The organism is Rossellomorea vietnamensis (assembly GCF_008180615.1).
GTDB lineage: Bacteria > Bacillota > Bacilli > Bacillales > Bacillaceae_B > Rossellomorea > Rossellomorea vietnamensis_D.
This window is the reverse complement of the sequence record NZ_VTEH01000005.1, coordinates 1-16,613: the sequence shown is the minus strand read 5'-3', so window position 1 is coordinate 16,613 and position 16,613 is coordinate 1. Positions and strand designations below refer to the sequence as shown.

14 protein-coding genes are annotated in these 16,613 nt (G+C 42.9%); 5 read left to right on the top strand and 9 right to left on the bottom strand.

Annotation, left to right across the window (positions count from 1 at the left end; all coding sequences use genetic code 11):
- Window positions 1-16: 16 nt before the first annotated feature.
- Entirely contained in the window at window positions 17-1,210 is a 1,194-nt protein-coding gene (locus tag FZC79_RS08790) for a class I SAM-dependent rRNA methyltransferase (RefSeq protein WP_435873936.1), read from the bottom strand.
- A 245-nt stretch (window positions 1,211-1,455) separates the two neighbouring features.
- Between FZC79_RS08790 and FZC79_RS08785 the strand changes: the two genes are divergently transcribed.
- Together FZC79_RS08785 and FZC79_RS08780 are read left to right on the top strand one after the other, a co-directional pair.
- On the top strand, window positions 1,456-2,073 hold the full coding sequence (locus tag FZC79_RS08785; protein WP_148946442.1) for a YczE/YyaS/YitT family protein: 618 nt from the start codon (window positions 1,456-1,458) through the stop codon (window positions 2,071-2,073).
- 123 nt (window positions 2,074-2,196) lie between these two features.
- Window positions 2,197-3,060 carry a DMT family transporter gene (locus tag FZC79_RS08780; RefSeq protein WP_148946441.1) on the top strand — a complete coding sequence of 288 codons (864 nt, stop codon included), beginning with the start codon at window positions 2,197-2,199 and terminating at the stop codon, window positions 3,058-3,060.
- Window positions 3,061-3,346: 286 nt separating this feature from the next.
- Here the strand turns inward: FZC79_RS08780 and FZC79_RS08775 are convergent, their stop codons facing one another.
- From FZC79_RS08775 to FZC79_RS08755, 5 genes are all read right to left on the bottom strand, one after another.
- Window positions 3,347-4,681, bottom strand: a complete 1,335-nt coding sequence (locus tag FZC79_RS08775; RefSeq protein WP_148946440.1) for an ATP-binding protein — start codon at window positions 4,679-4,681, stop codon at window positions 3,347-3,349.
- An 844-nt stretch (window positions 4,682-5,525) separates the two neighbouring features.
- Window positions 5,526-6,980 (bottom strand): alanine/glycine:cation symporter family protein, encoded by a 1,455-nt coding sequence (locus tag FZC79_RS08770; RefSeq protein WP_252183289.1) that lies wholly within the window; start codon window positions 6,978-6,980, stop codon window positions 5,526-5,528.
- 225 nt (window positions 6,981-7,205) lie between these two features.
- The gene (locus FZC79_RS08765; protein WP_148946438.1) at window positions 7,206-8,510 is read right to left on the bottom strand and encodes a globin-coupled sensor protein; all 1,305 of its coding nucleotides are present in this window, start codon (window positions 8,508-8,510) and stop codon (window positions 7,206-7,208) included.
- Window positions 8,511-8,857: 347 nt separating this feature from the next.
- Window positions 8,858-9,865 carry a YsnF/AvaK domain-containing protein gene (locus tag FZC79_RS08760; RefSeq protein ID WP_148946437.1) on the bottom strand — a complete coding sequence of 336 codons (1,008 nt, stop codon included), beginning with the start codon at window positions 9,863-9,865 and terminating at the stop codon, window positions 8,858-8,860.
- A 237-nt stretch (window positions 9,866-10,102) separates the two neighbouring features.
- Entirely contained in the window at window positions 10,103-10,873 is a 771-nt protein-coding gene (locus tag FZC79_RS08755) for a general stress protein (RefSeq protein WP_148946436.1), read from the bottom strand.
- A gap of 191 nt (window positions 10,874-11,064) precedes the next feature.
- Between FZC79_RS08755 and FZC79_RS08750 the strand changes: the two genes are divergently transcribed.
- Entirely contained in the window at window positions 11,065-11,793 is a 729-nt protein-coding gene (locus FZC79_RS08750; protein WP_148946435.1) for a YqcI/YcgG family protein, read from the top strand.
- 338 nt (window positions 11,794-12,131) lie between these two features.
- Window positions 12,132-12,596 (top strand): hypothetical protein, encoded by a 465-nt coding sequence (locus FZC79_RS08745; protein WP_148946434.1) that lies wholly within the window; start codon window positions 12,132-12,134, stop codon window positions 12,594-12,596.
- Window positions 12,597-12,714: 118 nt separating this feature from the next.
- Here the strand turns inward: FZC79_RS08745 and FZC79_RS08740 are convergent, their stop codons facing one another.
- The 3 genes from FZC79_RS08740 to FZC79_RS08730 form a co-directional block, all read right to left on the bottom strand.
- The gene (locus tag FZC79_RS08740; RefSeq protein ID WP_148946433.1) at window positions 12,715-13,281 is read right to left on the bottom strand and encodes a TetR/AcrR family transcriptional regulator; all 567 of its coding nucleotides are present in this window, start codon (window positions 13,279-13,281) and stop codon (window positions 12,715-12,717) included.
- 16 nt (window positions 13,282-13,297) lie between these two features.
- On the bottom strand, window positions 13,298-14,014 hold the full coding sequence (locus FZC79_RS08735) for an MBL fold metallo-hydrolase (RefSeq protein WP_148946432.1): 717 nt from the start codon (window positions 14,012-14,014) through the stop codon (window positions 13,298-13,300).
- Window positions 14,015-14,101: 87 nt separating this feature from the next.
- On the bottom strand, window positions 14,102-14,647 hold the full coding sequence (locus tag FZC79_RS08730) for a GNAT family N-acetyltransferase (protein ID WP_187442705.1): 546 nt from the start codon (window positions 14,645-14,647) through the stop codon (window positions 14,102-14,104).
- Between the two features lie 237 nt (window positions 14,648-14,884).
- On the opposite strand from FZC79_RS08730, the gene FZC79_RS08725 reads away from it, so the two are divergent.
- A complete protein-coding gene (locus FZC79_RS08725; protein WP_148946430.1) occupies window positions 14,885-16,216 on the top strand; it encodes an MFS transporter in 1,332 nt (443 codons plus the stop codon).
- The last annotated feature ends 397 nt before the right edge of the window (window positions 16,217-16,613 follow it).

Genomic DNA, 16,613 nt, shown 5'->3' with positions numbered 1-16,613 from the left:
TCATCACGTATGTTAATTACTTAATCTTTTGAATGAAAACCACTTTCAGGTAATCTCCCTGTTTGAACTGGCTGATAGTCCGGTAATCTTCAGGAAGGGAGAATTCCTCCATCAATTTATAGGCACTTCCTGATTCTTTGAACGCTTTGTCAATGAAGCTTTTGAATTTTTTCATATCAAAGCTGCTTGCATTTGTAGAGGCAACGATGATTCCATTTTTCTCCGTAATGGCTATGGTTTGTTTCAGCAGATCGGTGTAATCCTTTGCTGCTGAAAAAGTATGCTTTTTCGAACGCGCAAAGCTCGGCGGATCGAGGATGACCATATCGAATTTGAGCTGTTTTTTCACGGCATACTTGAAGTAGTTGAAGACATCCATAACAATGATATCCTGCTCCTCGTAGTCAATTCCATTTATGCTGAACTGCTCGATGGTCTTGGCTTCACTCCTGTTTGCCAGGTCAACACTAGTTGTCTTCACCGCTCCGCCGAGGGCAGCAAAGACGGAAAATGCACCTGTATAAGAAAAGGTGTTGAGAACCGTTTTTCCTTCCGCATACTTGTCCCGGATCAGTTTCCTTACATCCCGCTGATCGAGGAAAACACCCACCATGGCTCCATCGTTTAAATATACGGCAAAGTTAGCTCCATTTTCTTTCACTATAAGAGGAAATTCAGCTCGCTCACCCGTGACAAAATCATCATCATCTATATACTTTCCGCTTTGAGCAAACCGCTTCTTCTGGTAGATGCCTTTACTATCAACAAGCTGCTTCAGCGAAAGAATAATATCATTCTTGAATTGATAAATGCCTTCACTATACCAGTTGATCAGATAATAGCCGTTAAAATAGTCTATAGTGAGTCCGCCTATACCATCACCTTCTCCGTTAAATACACGAAAGGCATTTGTTTCGTCACTTTGGTAAAAACCAAGCCTTTGGCTGATCGCGTTGTTCAGCTTTCTTTCAAAAAAGCCCTGGTCGATCCGTTCTTGCTCCTTCCAGCTCAAAATCCATCCCAGCCCTTTATTCTGCTTGCCATAATAGCCTCTGGCGATGAATTGCTTGCGCCTGTCCACAAGCTTGATGATGCTTCCTTCTTCTTCGAGTCCTGCCGTGGAGGCAAGGGCATCTCCGCTGATAAGCGGAAAACCTTTTTTAAATTTATCTTCTAATTTTGGATTCACGGTCAATATGATTTCTTTCATGATTTCATCCTATCCTTTGTATAATTTAGGCGTTACTACATATATTTCACAGAGAGGGACAAGTATACTCTTCCCGGTTACTTTAGCCTTCTAAAGCACTGAAAGGGACTGTCCCTTTTAGCGGTTTAAAGCAGTAAAGCAACTCAATCTCTTTTCACATTGCTTTTCTAAAAAAGGGTATGTAATATATTCATTATCGCATTTTTTATGTGTTCGTAAAAATATTTGATAAAAGGAAGTTTTATATGAGAGAACGAACAGTCTTTTTCTTTGTTGGATTAATGATACTCACATTAGGGGTTGCCCTTATCATCAAAGCCAATTTGGGAGCCGCTTCATGGGATGCCCTTGCCGTCGGGGAATCCACCACATTCGGGATTACGGTCGGTACTTGCGTCTTCATTAATGGAATCATCCTTATATTTATTAATGCGTTTCTGCTAAAACGGAAACCGGAGGTCCTCGCCGCGCTTTCTATCTTCATTATTGGATTGATGATCGATTTCTGGCTTTTGATCGGTTTAAAAAACTTCGCCCCTGACCACCTCGGTGTTCAATCGGCAGCCCTCTTGACTGGAATTCTCGCGCTTGGTGTCGGGATTGCAGTGTATTTGCAGGCAAAGTTCCCCTCCAGCCCGATGGACACCGTCATGATCGCCATTTCTGAAAGGTTTGGATTGAGCCTGCGCAGCTCTCGGCTGATCAGCGAAGGATTGGCCCTTGCTCTTGCTGTTGCGTTTGGAGGTGCGGTAGGAATTGGTACGGTGATTGTGACTCTTTCCCTTGGATTCATCGTCCAGTTTTTCTTTCCTAAGTTTGAAGGCCTGCTAAAAGCCCGGAGCCAGAAGCTTTCTTTTAAGTAGCTCATTTGTTATAGTATTTTTGGAAAATAACTTCGTATTGAAACTGCCACCCTAGGCAGTTTCTTTTTTACCAATTTTTAAGAAGTACTGCATAGTAACGAATCTATCGTTTGGGAGGACAACATGACAAATAGAAATAAGGGAATCCTGCTCCTGCTGGTTTCTTCATTCGGCTTTGCCATGATGGCTGCTTTTGTTAAGCTTTCAGGCGACTTGCCCACCGTCCAAAAAACTCTGTTCAGGAACTTGATTTCTGCCATCATATCTTTCGGGTTTGTGATTTACTACAAGGAAAGGCTGTTTGGTAAGAGAGAGAATCAGAAATTCCTTCTTCTTCGTTCAGCACTGGGTACCCTGGGAATCGTGTTTTTCTTTTATGCGATTGATGAACTTGTCTTATCAGATGCGGACATGCTCAATAAATTAAGTCCGTTTCTGACGATCATCTTTTCAGCTGTTTTTCTGAAAGAGACGGCTCGCAGATTTCAAATTATTGCTATTATCATCGCATTTCTTGGAACTTTGCTTATTATCAAACCTGAATTTTCTGTTGATACGATTCCATACTTGGCAGGCATTTTGTCAGCCGTTTTTGCCGCTGGAGCCTATACCGTTCTTCGGGTATTGGGGCAAAAAGAAAAATTCTATACCGTGGTTTTCTATTTTTCCTTCTTTTCCACAGTCGTCCTGCTTCCATTTGTGATTATGTGGTATGAACCAATGGAAACCAGGCAGCTCATCTATCTGATACTTGCCGGTATCTTTGCGACCTTAGGACAGTTTGGAATTACGATTGCCTATAAGTATGCCCCAGCGAAGGAAATCTCGATTTTCTTCTATTCAACCGTCGTATATTCAGCACTGATCAGCATCGTCTTGTTCGGTCAGATCCCGGACATCCTGAGCATAGCTGGCTATATTATCATTTTCAGTGCCTCCTTCTATATGTTCATCAAAAATAAAGAAGGTGACAAAGCAGGAGCCTGAAGTAGTGACTTTAATACATTACAGCGCTAAAAGGGACTGTCCCTCTTAGCGCTTTAAAGCATTAAAAGGAGCGCGGAATCGTATGATTCCGCGCTCCTTTTTTAGCAGTTAGGAAAGGTTGAAGGCCATTGAACATAACTCGCTGGAAATACCCCGATAAGCAAGCGAAAAACAGGTCTTGGAATTTCTCCGTAAAACAGTATTTACACCAAAATAACCTTGGACGAAAAGCTGATGAAAGTCCCCGCGGACGATTTTTCCTTACCAACAGGCAAGGCGGTCCATTCTATTCAAATGATTTTAATTCCCCGGCTCCCTGCTCCTTATTTAATTTTTTATGAAGACGTATGTCTCCTCTTCCCTGGTAGTGTCTGTTCATAGGCAAGGCAACTCTGACTTCAGTCCCTTTGCCAAGTTCGCTTTTATAGGTGATTTTCCCCTCCATCGCCTCGATGATCCTCAGCGATACCATCGTCCCCAGTCCTGTTCCTTTGTCTTTAGTCGTATAAAATAAGGTGCCGATCCGGCTGAGCTGCTCTTTGGTCATTCCTTTTCCGTTATCTTTTACAGTAATCTTCACATCCTGACCATCAGACGATAGGATAACATTGATTCTTCCCCCAAGCGCAGTAGCTTCTATGGCATTTTTAATTATGTTGACAAGAGCCTGCTTGAATTGGTTGCGGTCTGTGTGAAGATATACTTCTTCTTCCAGTTGGCTGTCCAATCCAACGCCCTGCTTCATCGCCAAGGGCTGAAGAAGGGCAATGACATCAGACATGGTTGAAGAAAGTTCCAGCCTTTCAATTTTTTCAAACTGCGGTTTGGCAAAATTCAAGTAATCATTAATGATCGCTTCAGCCCGGGCGAGCTCACTCAACACCAGGCTGAGATATTGGTAATTATCATTCTTTTTTTCCTGGCTTTTCATCAGCTGAAGAAACCCTTTTACCACAGTAAGGGGATTCCTTACTTCATGGGCTATGGAAGCAGCCAGCTCTCCAAGGGTATTCAGCTTTTCAGCACGCTGCATTTCCTTCCTCATCATGCGCCTTTCGATAACAGCTTCGTGAAGCATGGAAGCAAAACCGATGCCTACAATCTGGATCACGCCAAACAGAAGGACATATAACATTAATTCCTGAAGATCATCGACAGGATTCCTGGAAAAAATCAGCCAGGAAATCAAGATTGAAAACATAATAAATGATGGCCAAATCCCCAGCCAGATAGCTGTTATAATTCTTTTCCTAGCCTGATACCTCCAAAACCGCTTTACAAACAAAAACGGAACGGATGCAGCAAGGCTGGCACTGATATAGCCAAACAACAGAGCATCTCCGCTCATAAAAGTCCTTGCTCCAATAATCGAAATAAAGGTGATCGCCCCTGCGACAGGACCTCCATATAAAACGGAAAGAACCAGAGGAACATAGCGAAGGTCCCAATATAGACCATAGCTGTAGTATGAAACAGTAAGACACAATACAGCTGAAACTCCATACATCATTCCTATAAAATATGGTGACTGTCCAATGCGCCGGTTTTCAAAAAAGGAGGTGTACACCAAAATAGGAGCCAGTATGACAAAAACGTGCAATAACAGCTTTTCAGCAAGCATCAGATCTTCCTCATCTCTTGTAGTATATTGTAAGAATACGACAAGTTCTGGAAATCCCCTGCATAAGTTATAATATTTTGTTGGATTATGGTATAAGCATATCTATTTAAAAGATCCGCGCGGCAGGATAATGGTGTGCCTAACAAAATTAATGTCCGCTGCTGTGGAATCGCGTGCATAAATCCATAAAGATGCTCTTTCTCAAAATCTTAAAGGCCAGTGAGATGACCTGGCTTGAGAGATATTGGACCGCAAACCTTCTTTACAGGCCAGTGAGATCGCCTGGTTTGAGAGATATTGGGCCGCAAACAGAACTTACGGGCCAACAAGATCGACTGCCTCAGTGGATATTGGTCCGCAAACCTTCTTCACGGGCCAGTGAGTCGGCCTGGCTTAAGGGATATTGGGCCGCAAACCTTCTTTACGGGCCAGTGAGACAGCCTGGCTTAAGAGATATTGGGCCGCAAACCTTCTTTACGGGCCAGTGAGATGGCCTGGCTTAAGAGATATTGGGCCGCAAACCTTCTTTACGGGCCAGTGAGATGGCCCAGCTTGAGAGATATTGGGCCGCAAACCTTCTTTACGGGCCAGTGAGATGGCCCAGCTTGAGAGATATTGGGCCGCAAACCTTCTTTACGGGCCAGTGAGACGGCTTGGCTTGAGAGATATTAGGATGTAAATAAAAATTACGGCCCAGTGACCTGCCCTAATTTAGTGAATAATGAACCGTATTAGTAAATAACCGGCCAGCGGACAAAAATCCATTGACATACGTCTGCCTCACTGACAACAGTCCAAGACACAAAACAAAAAACCTCCGAATATTCGGAGGTTTTCCTCTTTATTAAGAAACTTTTTCTTGATCTGGTTTTGCTTCTTTTTCCCAGAAGTCAGCATTTTTAATACCCAATTTAACCGGATCAAACACCGGGTCAATTCCTTGCTTTTTCTGCTCTTCATAGTCTTTTAATGCCTTCAGAGCAGGCTTGTAAAGGAGGACAATTGCAACCATGTTCAGCCATACCATAATGCCAAGACCCACATCACCCAATGCCCATGCAAGTTCAGCTGTTTTCACTGCGCCATACATGGTCGCACCGAGAAGGATAATTTTCAACGCAGCAATAGCCCATGTATTATTTTTCCCTCTGAAAATGTAAGCTACGTTTGTTTCAGCGATATAATAATAGGCCATGATTGTTGTGAAAGCGAAGAAGAATAGGGCAACGGCAACAAATCCTGCACCGAATCCCGGAAGCACACTTTCAATGGCTGCCTGTGTATAAGCAGGCCCAGCTTCCACTCCGTTAAGATTATTGACGAGCATTGTACCATCTTCTTTTTCGACATTGTACATCCCCGTAAAAAGGATCATAAATGCAGTGGCGGAACAAACAAGCAGGGTATCAATGTAAACCGAAGCCGCCTGTACCAGTCCCTGTTTGGCAGGATGAGATACTTCTGCTGCCGCAGCAGCATGCGGTCCGGTTCCCTGGCCAGCTTCGTTGGAATAGATTCCGCGCTTTACTCCCCATGCAATAGCCATACCGACAATCCCGCCAAATGCAGAATCCAAAGCGAATGCACTTTTAAAAATAAGAGCGAATACAGCAGGCAGTTCCGTGATATTCATGACCACGATGATCAAAGATAGAAAAATATATCCCAACGCCATGAAAGGTACCGCATATTGGGCAACCTTTGCTATACGTTTTACGCCGCCAAAAATGATGACACCAAGAAGAATAACCAGGCCGATAGCCGTGATCCATTTATTAAGTCCGAATGCGTTTTCCAGTCCCAAAGCGATTGAGTTGGATTGAATCCCAGGCATCAGCAATGCCATTGCTAAAATCGATGCAGCTGCAAAGATGACTCCATACCATCTCCAGCCCATTCCTTTTTCGATATAGTAGGCTGGCCCCCCGCGGTATTGTCCGTCTTGCTTTACTTTATAAATTTGAGCAAGCGTGGATTCAATGAACGCTGAACTTGCTCCTATAAAAGCGATGGTCCACATCCAGAAAACGGCTCCCGGGCCTCCAAAAGCAATAGCTGTTGCCGTACCGGCGATATTCCCTGTCCCTACACGCCCTGATAACGACAGCGCCAAAGCTTGGAATGATGATACTCCTGCATCTGAACTCTTGCCTTGGAACATGAGTTTAAACATTTCTTTGATATGTCTGACCTGTAGAAATCGAGTCATAATTGAAAATACAAGTCCTATTGCCAGAATTAAATAAATGACAGGCGAACTCCACAACACCCCATTAAGCCAACCTACAACTGCCTCCAAGAATATTCCTCCTTTAACTTTCAGAATTTTGTTTCTATTCGAATTATATTTCATGATTGGACATTTAGACAATCTTTTTTTAAAAAATTTCCTTTTTGGTTTTTACTCTCATTCGTATATGGAGATGGAAGAAACCTTCCTTTTGTCTGTATGTTATTGCCGAAATAATATTAAAAGACACAAAAAAAAGCAGGACACATTCTGCCTGCTTTCTCTTTTACTAATCTAACGCCCAGCCTCGGCTTTTTCCAGCAGCGTATTGGATAGATGCGCAAGTGCTTCAGTTGTAAGGTTTATTTCTTTGATAGACTGAACGATGCTGTCCAGGTCTGCCTTGTTTCGCTTGAACATATGGATATATTGCTCCATCTCCATTTTGACAGTAATAAGCCCGCCTTTTACATGCTGAACCTTGGATTGTGAATCCTGAGCAGATTGACTCATGGAACTCATTCGGCTGTCCAGGTCACTTACCTGTTTGTTGCTTTGGCCAATAAGCGCATTGATGCGGCTGCTCAATTCCTTGGAGCTTTCCGCAAGTTTTCGGACCTCTGTTGCTACAACGGCGAATCCTTTCCCGCCTTCGCCAGCTCGTGCCGCTTCAATTGAAGCATTCAATGCGAGCAGATTGGTTTGGTCCGCGATGGCTTCAATTCCCTTTGTCATTTCGGTAATGGAACCTGAAATATCTTTTAACAAGGAAATTCCTTCTAGAGAATGTTTTACATCATTTGCGACTTTTTCAAAGGCAGCAATTAGTTCAGTCATCTGAGTTTCATTTAAATCGGTTAAGTTAAGTAAGTTCTTGCTGCTTTTTTCGGTTTGCTCTGTCTCTTTTAGAATCTGCTCAGCCTTTCCAGTGGTTTCAGTCATGGAAGCTTCTGTCTGCTGAACGGAGGCTGCCACTTCCTGGCTGATGCCGGTAAGCTCTGTTTGGAGTATGCGGTTGTATTCATTCAGCTCATTCAATTCTGTTATTCTGGAGTTTATGTAATTCTCAACCACAAGCTGCGAATCAAGGTTGGTCACGTGGGTTACAGCCAGCAATGCTTCTGAGAGCTTCTCCGGACTTGTTTGAAGATGCGATACCAGCTGAGGAATCAACAAGGTATTGATTGCGGAATAAGTACTGATGAACCATTCAACCGGAAGTCCTGCGCCATTATGCGTTCTTCCGATTCTTTTTCTCATTTCAAAAAATTCTTCATCAAGCCTTCCGCTCAGCAAACTTTCAAAGTAGCGGATGAATACCGCACGCAGCCTGTCTCTATTGGATGATGCTTTCACAATTCCTGCAAGCGCCTGCACCTCGAACAATTGATCCAGCACTTTATTAAGAAGATCTTCCAGCAGCGGTGTAATGGTCGGACTCAACTCTTGTAAAATAGTTAGATGATTATTGGAAAATCCCATGTATTCGAGGCGTTCTGACAAGTGGGGATAAGGAGTGGAAACTTTATCTGATGAATCAGGAAACTTCATTTCCGGCTGAAATTGGACAACTTTTGCTTTGCGCTTAACAAACAACATTGTTGTTTCACCTCTGTATTTTATTTGTATAACTTTTGTACTACTATTATATACCTATTATGTACAACTATCGATTGAAATGCAATAGATTACTACAGTAGTATAAAAAGTATTTTACTATTGAGATAGGTTGTTTATGTAAAGATTGTGTGTGAAAGCAGCAGTTCTCACATACAAGTGCCCATTCTAGCGGGGTGGCTGAGCATCTCCACCTCTTATTTGCTTTGCTTTTTTTGTCCATTCTAAAAAAACATGCGCGCACCCGTTTATGAAAGGTACGCGCATGCTGCTTGGCTTATACGGCTTTACTGCCAGGATTGCCGAGGACGGCAAAGTGTTAATTAGGATTACATATCGCCGCGGTAGTCATTTCCTTTGAACTTATTATCGTTCAGATTTGAAGTATTCTTATGGTCTCTTCTCTCTTTTTCGGAACGGATGCCAGCCGTGTCTGTTATACCTTCCTGACCAGTCACGAAGGTATCATCGCTCGACGTTCCTGCAGGTGACCCGCTGCTGCTTGTTTCGTTCAGTCTCTCTTCTCCCTGAATTCGGGAAGAACCCTCTTTATCTAAGTGTACTTCTTCTTTTTTCACAGTATCATGAATATGCTCGGTTTCTTCCGTTGTGCGTTTTCCAATGACAACCTCATCTGTAACAACCGGCTTTTTCTTGACCTCTACTTTTTCTTCAACTACTGGTATTCTTATTTCCTCTTCATCTCCAAAGTCTGCAGTGGCATTCCTTGTTTCACCATCAGCCACATGTCTTTTCTCCACATAAACTTCCTCATGCCTTACTGGGACATCAACACTTCTTTCTTCTTCCACTACATCTTTTCCGACGGAGATCTCACCAGTTTTGACTTCCTCTTTGTCCACACTCAGGCGCTCTTCACGAAGTTCCATGGATTCTTCTTGATCGGCGGTATTAGTCGCTGCCGAGGTATACTGATTACTTTCAGTTCCGCGGCCGTCAGTTTCAGTCTTGAATTCATCCAAGTCAGTTGCAGAATTTGCTTCAACTGCAATGATTATTTTTCCGTCATTTAAGTCCGATTCATATCGTCTTGTATCTGTTTCCGAGAGATCATAATTGGAGAGGCGGTTATTGGAAGAAGTCTCTTCATCCATGGTAAAAGCTTCTCTGATTTTATCCCACATAGACTGGTCATGCTGTGCCGATTCACTCTGTTCTACCTGAAGCCCTGTCTTATTTTCTAAAGAACCGAGACGGTCTCTATTCGAAACAACCAGGATTTCTTCCGGGGAATAACCTTTTCTTGACAGCTGGTCCACTACTGCCGCTGCTTCATTAGTCGAATCATACGCTCCAATAATATGTTTTTCCATCATAATAACCTCCTTCGAATTTTGATCTTACATAAAGAAATTACCCGTTAGATATTTGCAAAAACCCATTGAATTTCAGTAATTTTAACCACTTATGCTATAAATTACATATTTAAATTCCTTCGAGTTACTTCTTCACCTCTTTAAAGCATTAAAAGGGACAGTCCCTCTTCGCGCTTTAAAGGACTAAAGTATTTTAGACACAAAAAAACCCGCTGTTGTCAGCGGGTTTTAAAGGCTTTAAAAGTCTCCTCGATAGTCGTTTGCTTTAAAGCGTTCTTTCTGATCTATATTTTCAGTGTTTTTTTCATCACGATGTTCTTTTTCAGTCTGGTCTGCCGGGCTGTCATCCAGCCCCTCTTGTCCAGTAGAATTCCTCTCAGAAGATTCTAGTTTTCCTCCAAGTGTGTTGCCGACATTTCCGCCAATGGTATCTTCTGTTGTATCCACATTGCCTGAACGAAGATCTTCTGGTTCTGCACCATGGTTGCCAATACTCTTGCCGGCTGTAGGCGAACTGCGGAAGTTCTCTGCCGAAGTTTGGTTCCTAGTGTGATTTACGTTCCTTACATCATCGTCTTTCAAGTTTTTCTCTTCACTGGAAACAGGTTCGATAGTCGATCCGGAATCAACCACCTCACCGCCATTGCTCAAAGCATATTTATCTTTTGCCGTTACGGCAACAAGGATTTTTCCATCCTCTAGTTTACTCTGGTAGGTCCCTACCTGATCTAGTGGAATGTTATATTGTGAAAGATCGCGATTTTCATTTTCTTGTTGTTCACTTACTCTGAAGGAATCCTTTATCTTTTCCCACATACTGCGGGACTCTTCATGATTACCAGAAGGGTGTTCGACATGAAGTCCGGCTGTATTATCCAGTGTATGAATGTCTCTTCTGTTTGAAATGACGAGGATGTCGTCCTCAGTGTATCCGTCTTTTGTCAGACTATTTATTACATCCATTACTTCAGCAGTGGAATCGTATGCACCAACGATACTCTTTTCCATTATTTCTTCCTCCTTGAAAGCTGCATGCTGTCTCAGCTTTGATTTAATTCTACAAGAAATTTACCCTCATTAAAAAAGGCTAAACCATTCTTGGTTTGCCAGACTCCTACATACTCAAAACAGAAAAGTTTCGATGTTTTAAGGTGCGGGTAAAGGAATGGAAAAACATTTTATGAAAAAGAGGAGATACTATGACGACTGCAATCCAACACCGCTTGCTGACAAAAGAAGATATGACAAATCCTGAAAAAGTGCCGCAATGGCTGATTGAAGAGTATAAAACCTTCAGGGATACTGTTACAGACAAAACATTTCCATGCTATTTCGGGATGGCAGGCGAAAAAAAAGGGGAACTGAGGTACTCTTACATAACTCATGAGGATTGGTCCACGCTGCCTCAGACATTAGAGCAGTTCAATTCTTTATTCAATAGTCCAAAGCTGATCCGCCATGGCCTGTTTTTATTCGTGGAACCTGAAAAAGAGGAAAAGGATATTCCCTATTACCGCGAATATTTCTGGAATATTCTGCAGTACCTGCATGACAATGACGAAAAGCCATGGCCAGAGGACTATCCGCAAGATCCTGACCACTATCTATGGGCTTTCTCTTTTGCGGAGGAACCTTACTTTGTTTTTGGCAATACACCTGCATATAAACAAAGAAAAACACGTGACCTCGGTAATTCCCTCATTCTGGGCTTTCAGCCAAGAAGGATATTCGAAGGGCTTGAAGGTACATCTAAAGGGGGAGTCATGTCACGAGAGAAAGTCAGGGAGAGGGTCGAAAAGTGGGATAACCTTCCGAAGCACCCCAATATCAGCCACTACGGAGACCCAGAACATCGTGAATGGAAGCAGTATTTTATCGGAGATGATGTAGAACCCATTAATGGAAAATGCCCGTTTCATCATAAATGATCAAATAACTTTGTGATGCTTGGAGAGAATAAAAGTTTGTTTATTATTTTCTCCAGGCTTTTGTATTCCTTGGACTTTTTTTGTTGAAAATGGGACAGCTCTTTCTCTTCTCCACACCCATAATTTTCCATTACTATATCCGCAAGTCTTTCCAAACTCCTGTTAATCAAAATGATACAGCCAAAGTATCTGCCTCAAAAAATCTTTCCTGCGATAGCAAATTTGCTTTATAGGCCCTTTTGGTGATGATATGTTCTTTTAATACCAGGAAATTCAAATCAACCCTCCATGTATATTCTTTCACTTAAAAGCCAAATTAAGTGAAAGGAGGCTGAATAATGAAGCTGTCGCGAATTTTGATATTACTCTTACTGGCATTTTCCTGGATAATGCTGCCGTTCGCAGGATGGCGCTCCATTAAAAGGTTTTCTCCGGCAGCCATGTTCATGGGTGTATTCCTATTAATCGAAGATCTCATTGCAGAAAAGCTGAAATGGTGGGTAATATACCCCAATCTTTCAAAAAAGCTAAGGGGCATGATACCCTTTGCAATAGGTCCGTTTTTCACCGGAAGTATCTTTATCCTTAAGCTTACATACGGGAGATTTTTCATGTTTTTCCTGCTTAACCTGGCTGTGGACACCTTTTTTGTTTATCCTTTTTACAGCTGGTTCAAGAAGCTTGGAGTTTGGAGACTTGTGCGAATGAATCAGCTGCAGCTGTTATCGCTTTTTCTGACAAAATCAGTATTGATGTACGGATTTCATCACTTCTTTATCAGCAGAAGAGAATCAGGTAAATAGAAGAACGTTAAGAAAGTCCTCTCAGATCTTCCTTAACGTTCTTTTTGCCGAGCCTCTTTATTCAAAGGAGGTGAGTAGTATTGCTGAACAAAACTACCGAAGCAATGTATTTTACTATTTATCCCCGGTTTTTTATCCCTTTCAGAAATACATCGATCATCCTCTGAAAACTCTCATCTATGCTCAAATTCATTCCAAATCCGCCTTTGTGCTCTAAAGACGCAAAGCCATGAAACACGCTTCTTAATCCCCGGACAGCATGCAGGGCATCCTGCTGGGAAAGCCCCAGGTAATTAAGTGTCCCGAGTGCCAATTCTACTATGCGGTTTCCTGCTGCTTGCACATCCGTATTTCCTGGTTCCGGAGCAAGCAAAGCTGATTCATATAACCCAGGATGGCTTCTTGAGAAAGCCAGATAAGAAGCCCCCAATGCATGGACAGCCTCATCTCCTTCCTTACCTCCCAAGGCCGATTTCATTTCGTCATGGAGCTTATTCAATCCTTGAATCGCCATAACCGTCTTAAGTTCATTCAAACCGTTAATATGATTATATAAAGAAGGGGGCTGGATTTTCAGCTGTTTCGCCAGATTGGCGATTGTCACAGATCCTATTCCATCACTATCTGCCATGTTTGCTGCTGTCTCCATTATTTTATCTTTAGTCAGTCCCATTCTTGGTGACATGAAATCCCGTCCTTCCTCACTTGATCACTTTCATCTTTTCTCTTGCAGACATCAGTGCCTTCTTGATTTCCTCTGCTGGGTTTTCAAGCATTTTACCATGTCCGGCAGCAAGCAGGGAAGGATTTTGGCTTTGGATTTTTTCAGCGCTGACCAGTGCCGTTTCCTTGCACCAGGTGGCCATCGCCGGGAATGGGAAAGAGAACACCATCTGTCCAGAAACCGCTGTACGCCCTCTTGTTTGAAAGGCATCCCCTGCAATTACAGACCGATCTCTGCTATCCAAGAATGACATCGATCCCGGAGTATGCCCCGGGGTTTCAAGAGCAATAAGAGAACCGATTCGATCTCCTTCTTTCATTAAGAAATCAGCTTTTATGTTCATATTCTTGGGCAGGCCCCCTCTAATTGGAGTTTGAGATTCACCTGGATCAATGCCCCTATCTCCTCTCAGCATCCGTTCTTCCCGCTCCGGGATCCATAACTCTGCATCCGGATTAATCGTTTTAAGTTTAATGAGTGCCCCAATGTGGTCATTATGTGTATGGGTCAATAGAATTCGCGTGATGGGTTTGCTAATCTTGCGGGCTGTCATCATAATGGCATTTGCGCAATGCGGCAAAGCTGTATCAATCAATGTTAAGCTGTCCTCCTCTTCGACCAGGTAGCAGTTCACTGGAAAAAAATCAGGCATAAATGCTAATTGATAAAGATTGTTTCGTTGGGTAATTTTCATAGATTCGCTCTCCCCTACATAAAACTAATAGTGTTAGTTTTATAATAACTAATACTATTAGTTATCGCAACTTCTTTTCATCAAGAACTAAGCCCAATCTTTTTTCAGCAGCGCAAACTGAAGATGACTTTCCCATGCACCCTTGATCATTATATTATCCCTCCTGAAGCCCTCCTTCTGAAAGCCGGCCTTCTCGAGCACTCTGATGGAAGGATAGTTCCTCGGCATAACCTCAGCGGATAATCTATTGAGCTCCAATGTGATGAAGGCAAAAGGCAGAATGAGTCTCAGGCTTTCTGTGCCCAGCCCTTTCCCGTTGAAGTTTTTATCAAGACAGTACCCAATCACTCCCGATTGAAAGGGTCCCCGTTTTACTTCATAAAGATTGATAATTCCTATAAGGTTATGCTCTCTCTTTGTAAAAATCCCAAATGTAAAAAACTGTCCCTGCCCCATCCCTGTTTGGAAGTAGCGGATGTTCTGGAGCTGGCCTTCGAATGTATAGTAACCTTCCTGCCAATCTGGTTCTGTTTCACCCCAAAAGGATTTATTCCGTATGATGAGCTTATACAAGATCTCTGCATCACTCTCTTCAAATGGCCGCAAATAGATTCTTTCACCTGTCAATACCATGCTGAGCACACTCCTCATTGTGTTTTGAAAAAATCACTGAGCTGCTGTGAATAGCCCGGGCAGTTTTTCTTCCCAGGCGGAAGAGAGGGGTTCTCGAGCTATTGAACGATCAATAACACCCCTAAGTTGCACAAACTTGTTCGACAAATTCCGGGTCGTGACTGTCACTGAGAGGCGGCTTTGTGATATAGTATTTCGAGTGACTAAATACTCGGACGGTGGGCTGGAGGTGTATCTATGAAAAAACCATCAGAAACGGAAAACGAAAGTTATTTTAAAACGGTTATGATTTTGAGCCTGGCGATTTGGCTGGTTGTTATGAACACTACAATGTTCAATGTAGCGCTGCCGAATATTTTACGTGATTTTTCTATAACAGCTTCTGAAGGTGCATGGGTTGTTTCCGGCTATTCTATCGTTCTCGCAATCTGTACCATTACATATACAAGACTCTCTGACTATCTGCCAATCCGCCGGCTGATTGCCGTCGGGATTTTACTGTTTGGCTTATCATCCATTCTTGGTTTCTTTGCAGAGAGCTACAGTTTGCTGCTATTGGCACGTCTGATGCAGGCTGCTGGTGCTGCAGCGATCCCTGGTTTGTCTATGGTATTCGCGAGCAGGTTCATCCCTATTTCCAACAGGGGGCGGGCCATGGCGCTGATTGCCTCAGCCTCGTCACTCGGTTTTGGACTGGGACCGGTTGTGGGCGGTATGATCACCGAACATCTCTCATGGAATTATCTGTTTGTTGTTACTCTTTTAGTGATCCTGCTGGTGCCGGTCCTGCTCCGTATTTTGCCTAAAGAAGAAGTACAGAAAGGCAGATTTGACGTTATCGGAGCTGTCCTGACAGGCTTTTCCGTCACAGCTTTCCTGTTGTTCCTATCTACCTTCAACTGGTTCTTTTTCACTGGTGGAATCCTGATGTTGTCCTTGCTCTGGCTGCGGATTAATAAGGCTGAGCTTCCATTCATACAGCCTGCTCTTGTAAAAGATAAGAGCTACCGCCTGCTCCTATATATAAGCTTTCTGGGATTCTTGACACACTTTGCGATCCTTCTGCTCATGCCTCTGATGCTGGGAGGCATTTTTTCGAAAAATCCTTCCGCAATCGGCTTTATAATATTTCCAGGAGCCATGTTCTCAGCGGTGGCCGCCATTTATGTCGGCAGGCTGATTGACCGTTATGGTAATTACACCGTATTGTTGGGCGCACATGGACTGCTTTTGATTTCAACCGTCATCTTCTTTTTCCTTTCTCCATTGAGTGAGTATTGGATAATGGCCGGCTATATGTTCACCAGTTTCGGGTTTTCGAGTCTTTCTTCCAGTTCGACGAATGAAACCTCCAGGATCCTCTCTAAAGAATATGTAGGTTCCGGCATCGGAATGAAGCAATTAACTCATTTTGTCGGAAGTGCTTCCGGCTCCGTGGCTGGCGCGATCCTGCTGGAGTGGAATGGAGATATTTTCACGACAGGAGATTTTCAGCGGGCATACCTTGCCTTGATTGCGGCTATGGCCGTTTCTCTGATCCTGCTGTTTGTTTATAAAAGACAGGTATGATGAGGAAACTTCTAATTAGTTAAGGAATGGTTTAGTTATTCGCACCAAAGAAAGTGTATATTGATTTCCACTCCAGGTGCGTGACTCCGCGGGGCGTGCGGTGAGCCTCCTCGGCTTCGCCTGTGGGGTCTCACCCACTGGTTTTGCAAAGATGTAAACAAATTTGCAAACAAGTAAAAATTTACCATCTTCATTAGATCAGGGAAGCAAAAAAGACAATACACAAATAAAAGTGCCGCCTGTTCCCATTTTTTGTAATATATATATTTACTTAATTACTCTCTTAACTTGCTTTTTTCTTTTCTCAACGATTAATGCGACATGACCATATTGGACTTTTTCCTTTGGTTTATCCGGTATCTTCTGCCTGCCTTTTGATGTTTTTTTGGGTTTATAT

Bases quoted from the DNA above. Each gene is read 5' to 3' on its own strand.
- FZC79_RS08750 (WP_148946435.1), top strand. From the start codon at position 11,065: ATGACGACTGCAATCCAACACCGCTTGCTGACAAAAGAAGATATGACA.
- FZC79_RS08755 (WP_148946436.1), bottom strand. From the start codon at position 10,873: ATGGAAAAGAGTATCGTTGGTGCATACGATTCCACTGCTGAAGTAATG.
- FZC79_RS08765 (WP_148946438.1), bottom strand. From the start codon at position 8,510: ATGTTGTTTGTTAAGCGCAAAGCAAAAGTTGTCCAATTTCAGCCGGAA.
- FZC79_RS08790 (WP_435873936.1), bottom strand. From the start codon at position 1,210: ATGAAAGAAATCATATTGACCGTGAATCCAAAATTAGAAGATAAATTT.
- FZC79_RS08725 (WP_148946430.1), top strand. From the start codon at position 14,885: ATGAAAAAACCATCAGAAACGGAAAACGAAAGTTATTTTAAAACGGTT.
- FZC79_RS08785 (WP_148946442.1), top strand. From the start codon at position 1,456: ATGAGAGAACGAACAGTCTTTTTCTTTGTTGGATTAATGATACTCACA.
- FZC79_RS08735 (WP_148946432.1), bottom strand. From the start codon at position 14,014: ATGAAAATTACCCAACGAAACAATCTTTATCAATTAGCATTTATGCCT.
- FZC79_RS08775 (WP_148946440.1), bottom strand. From the start codon at position 4,681: ATGCTTGCTGAAAAGCTGTTATTGCACGTTTTTGTCATACTGGCTCCT.
- FZC79_RS08760 (WP_148946437.1), bottom strand. From the start codon at position 9,865: ATGATGGAAAAACATATTATTGGAGCGTATGATTCGACTAATGAAGCA.
- FZC79_RS08745 (WP_148946434.1), top strand. From the start codon at position 12,132: ATGAAGCTGTCGCGAATTTTGATATTACTCTTACTGGCATTTTCCTGG.
- FZC79_RS08730 (WP_187442705.1), bottom strand. From the start codon at position 14,647: ATGGTATTGACAGGTGAAAGAATCTATTTGCGGCCATTTGAAGAGAGT.
- FZC79_RS08740 (WP_148946433.1), bottom strand. From the start codon at position 13,281: ATGTCACCAAGAATGGGACTGACTAAAGATAAAATAATGGAGACAGCA.
- FZC79_RS08780 (WP_148946441.1), top strand. From the start codon at position 2,197: ATGACAAATAGAAATAAGGGAATCCTGCTCCTGCTGGTTTCTTCATTC.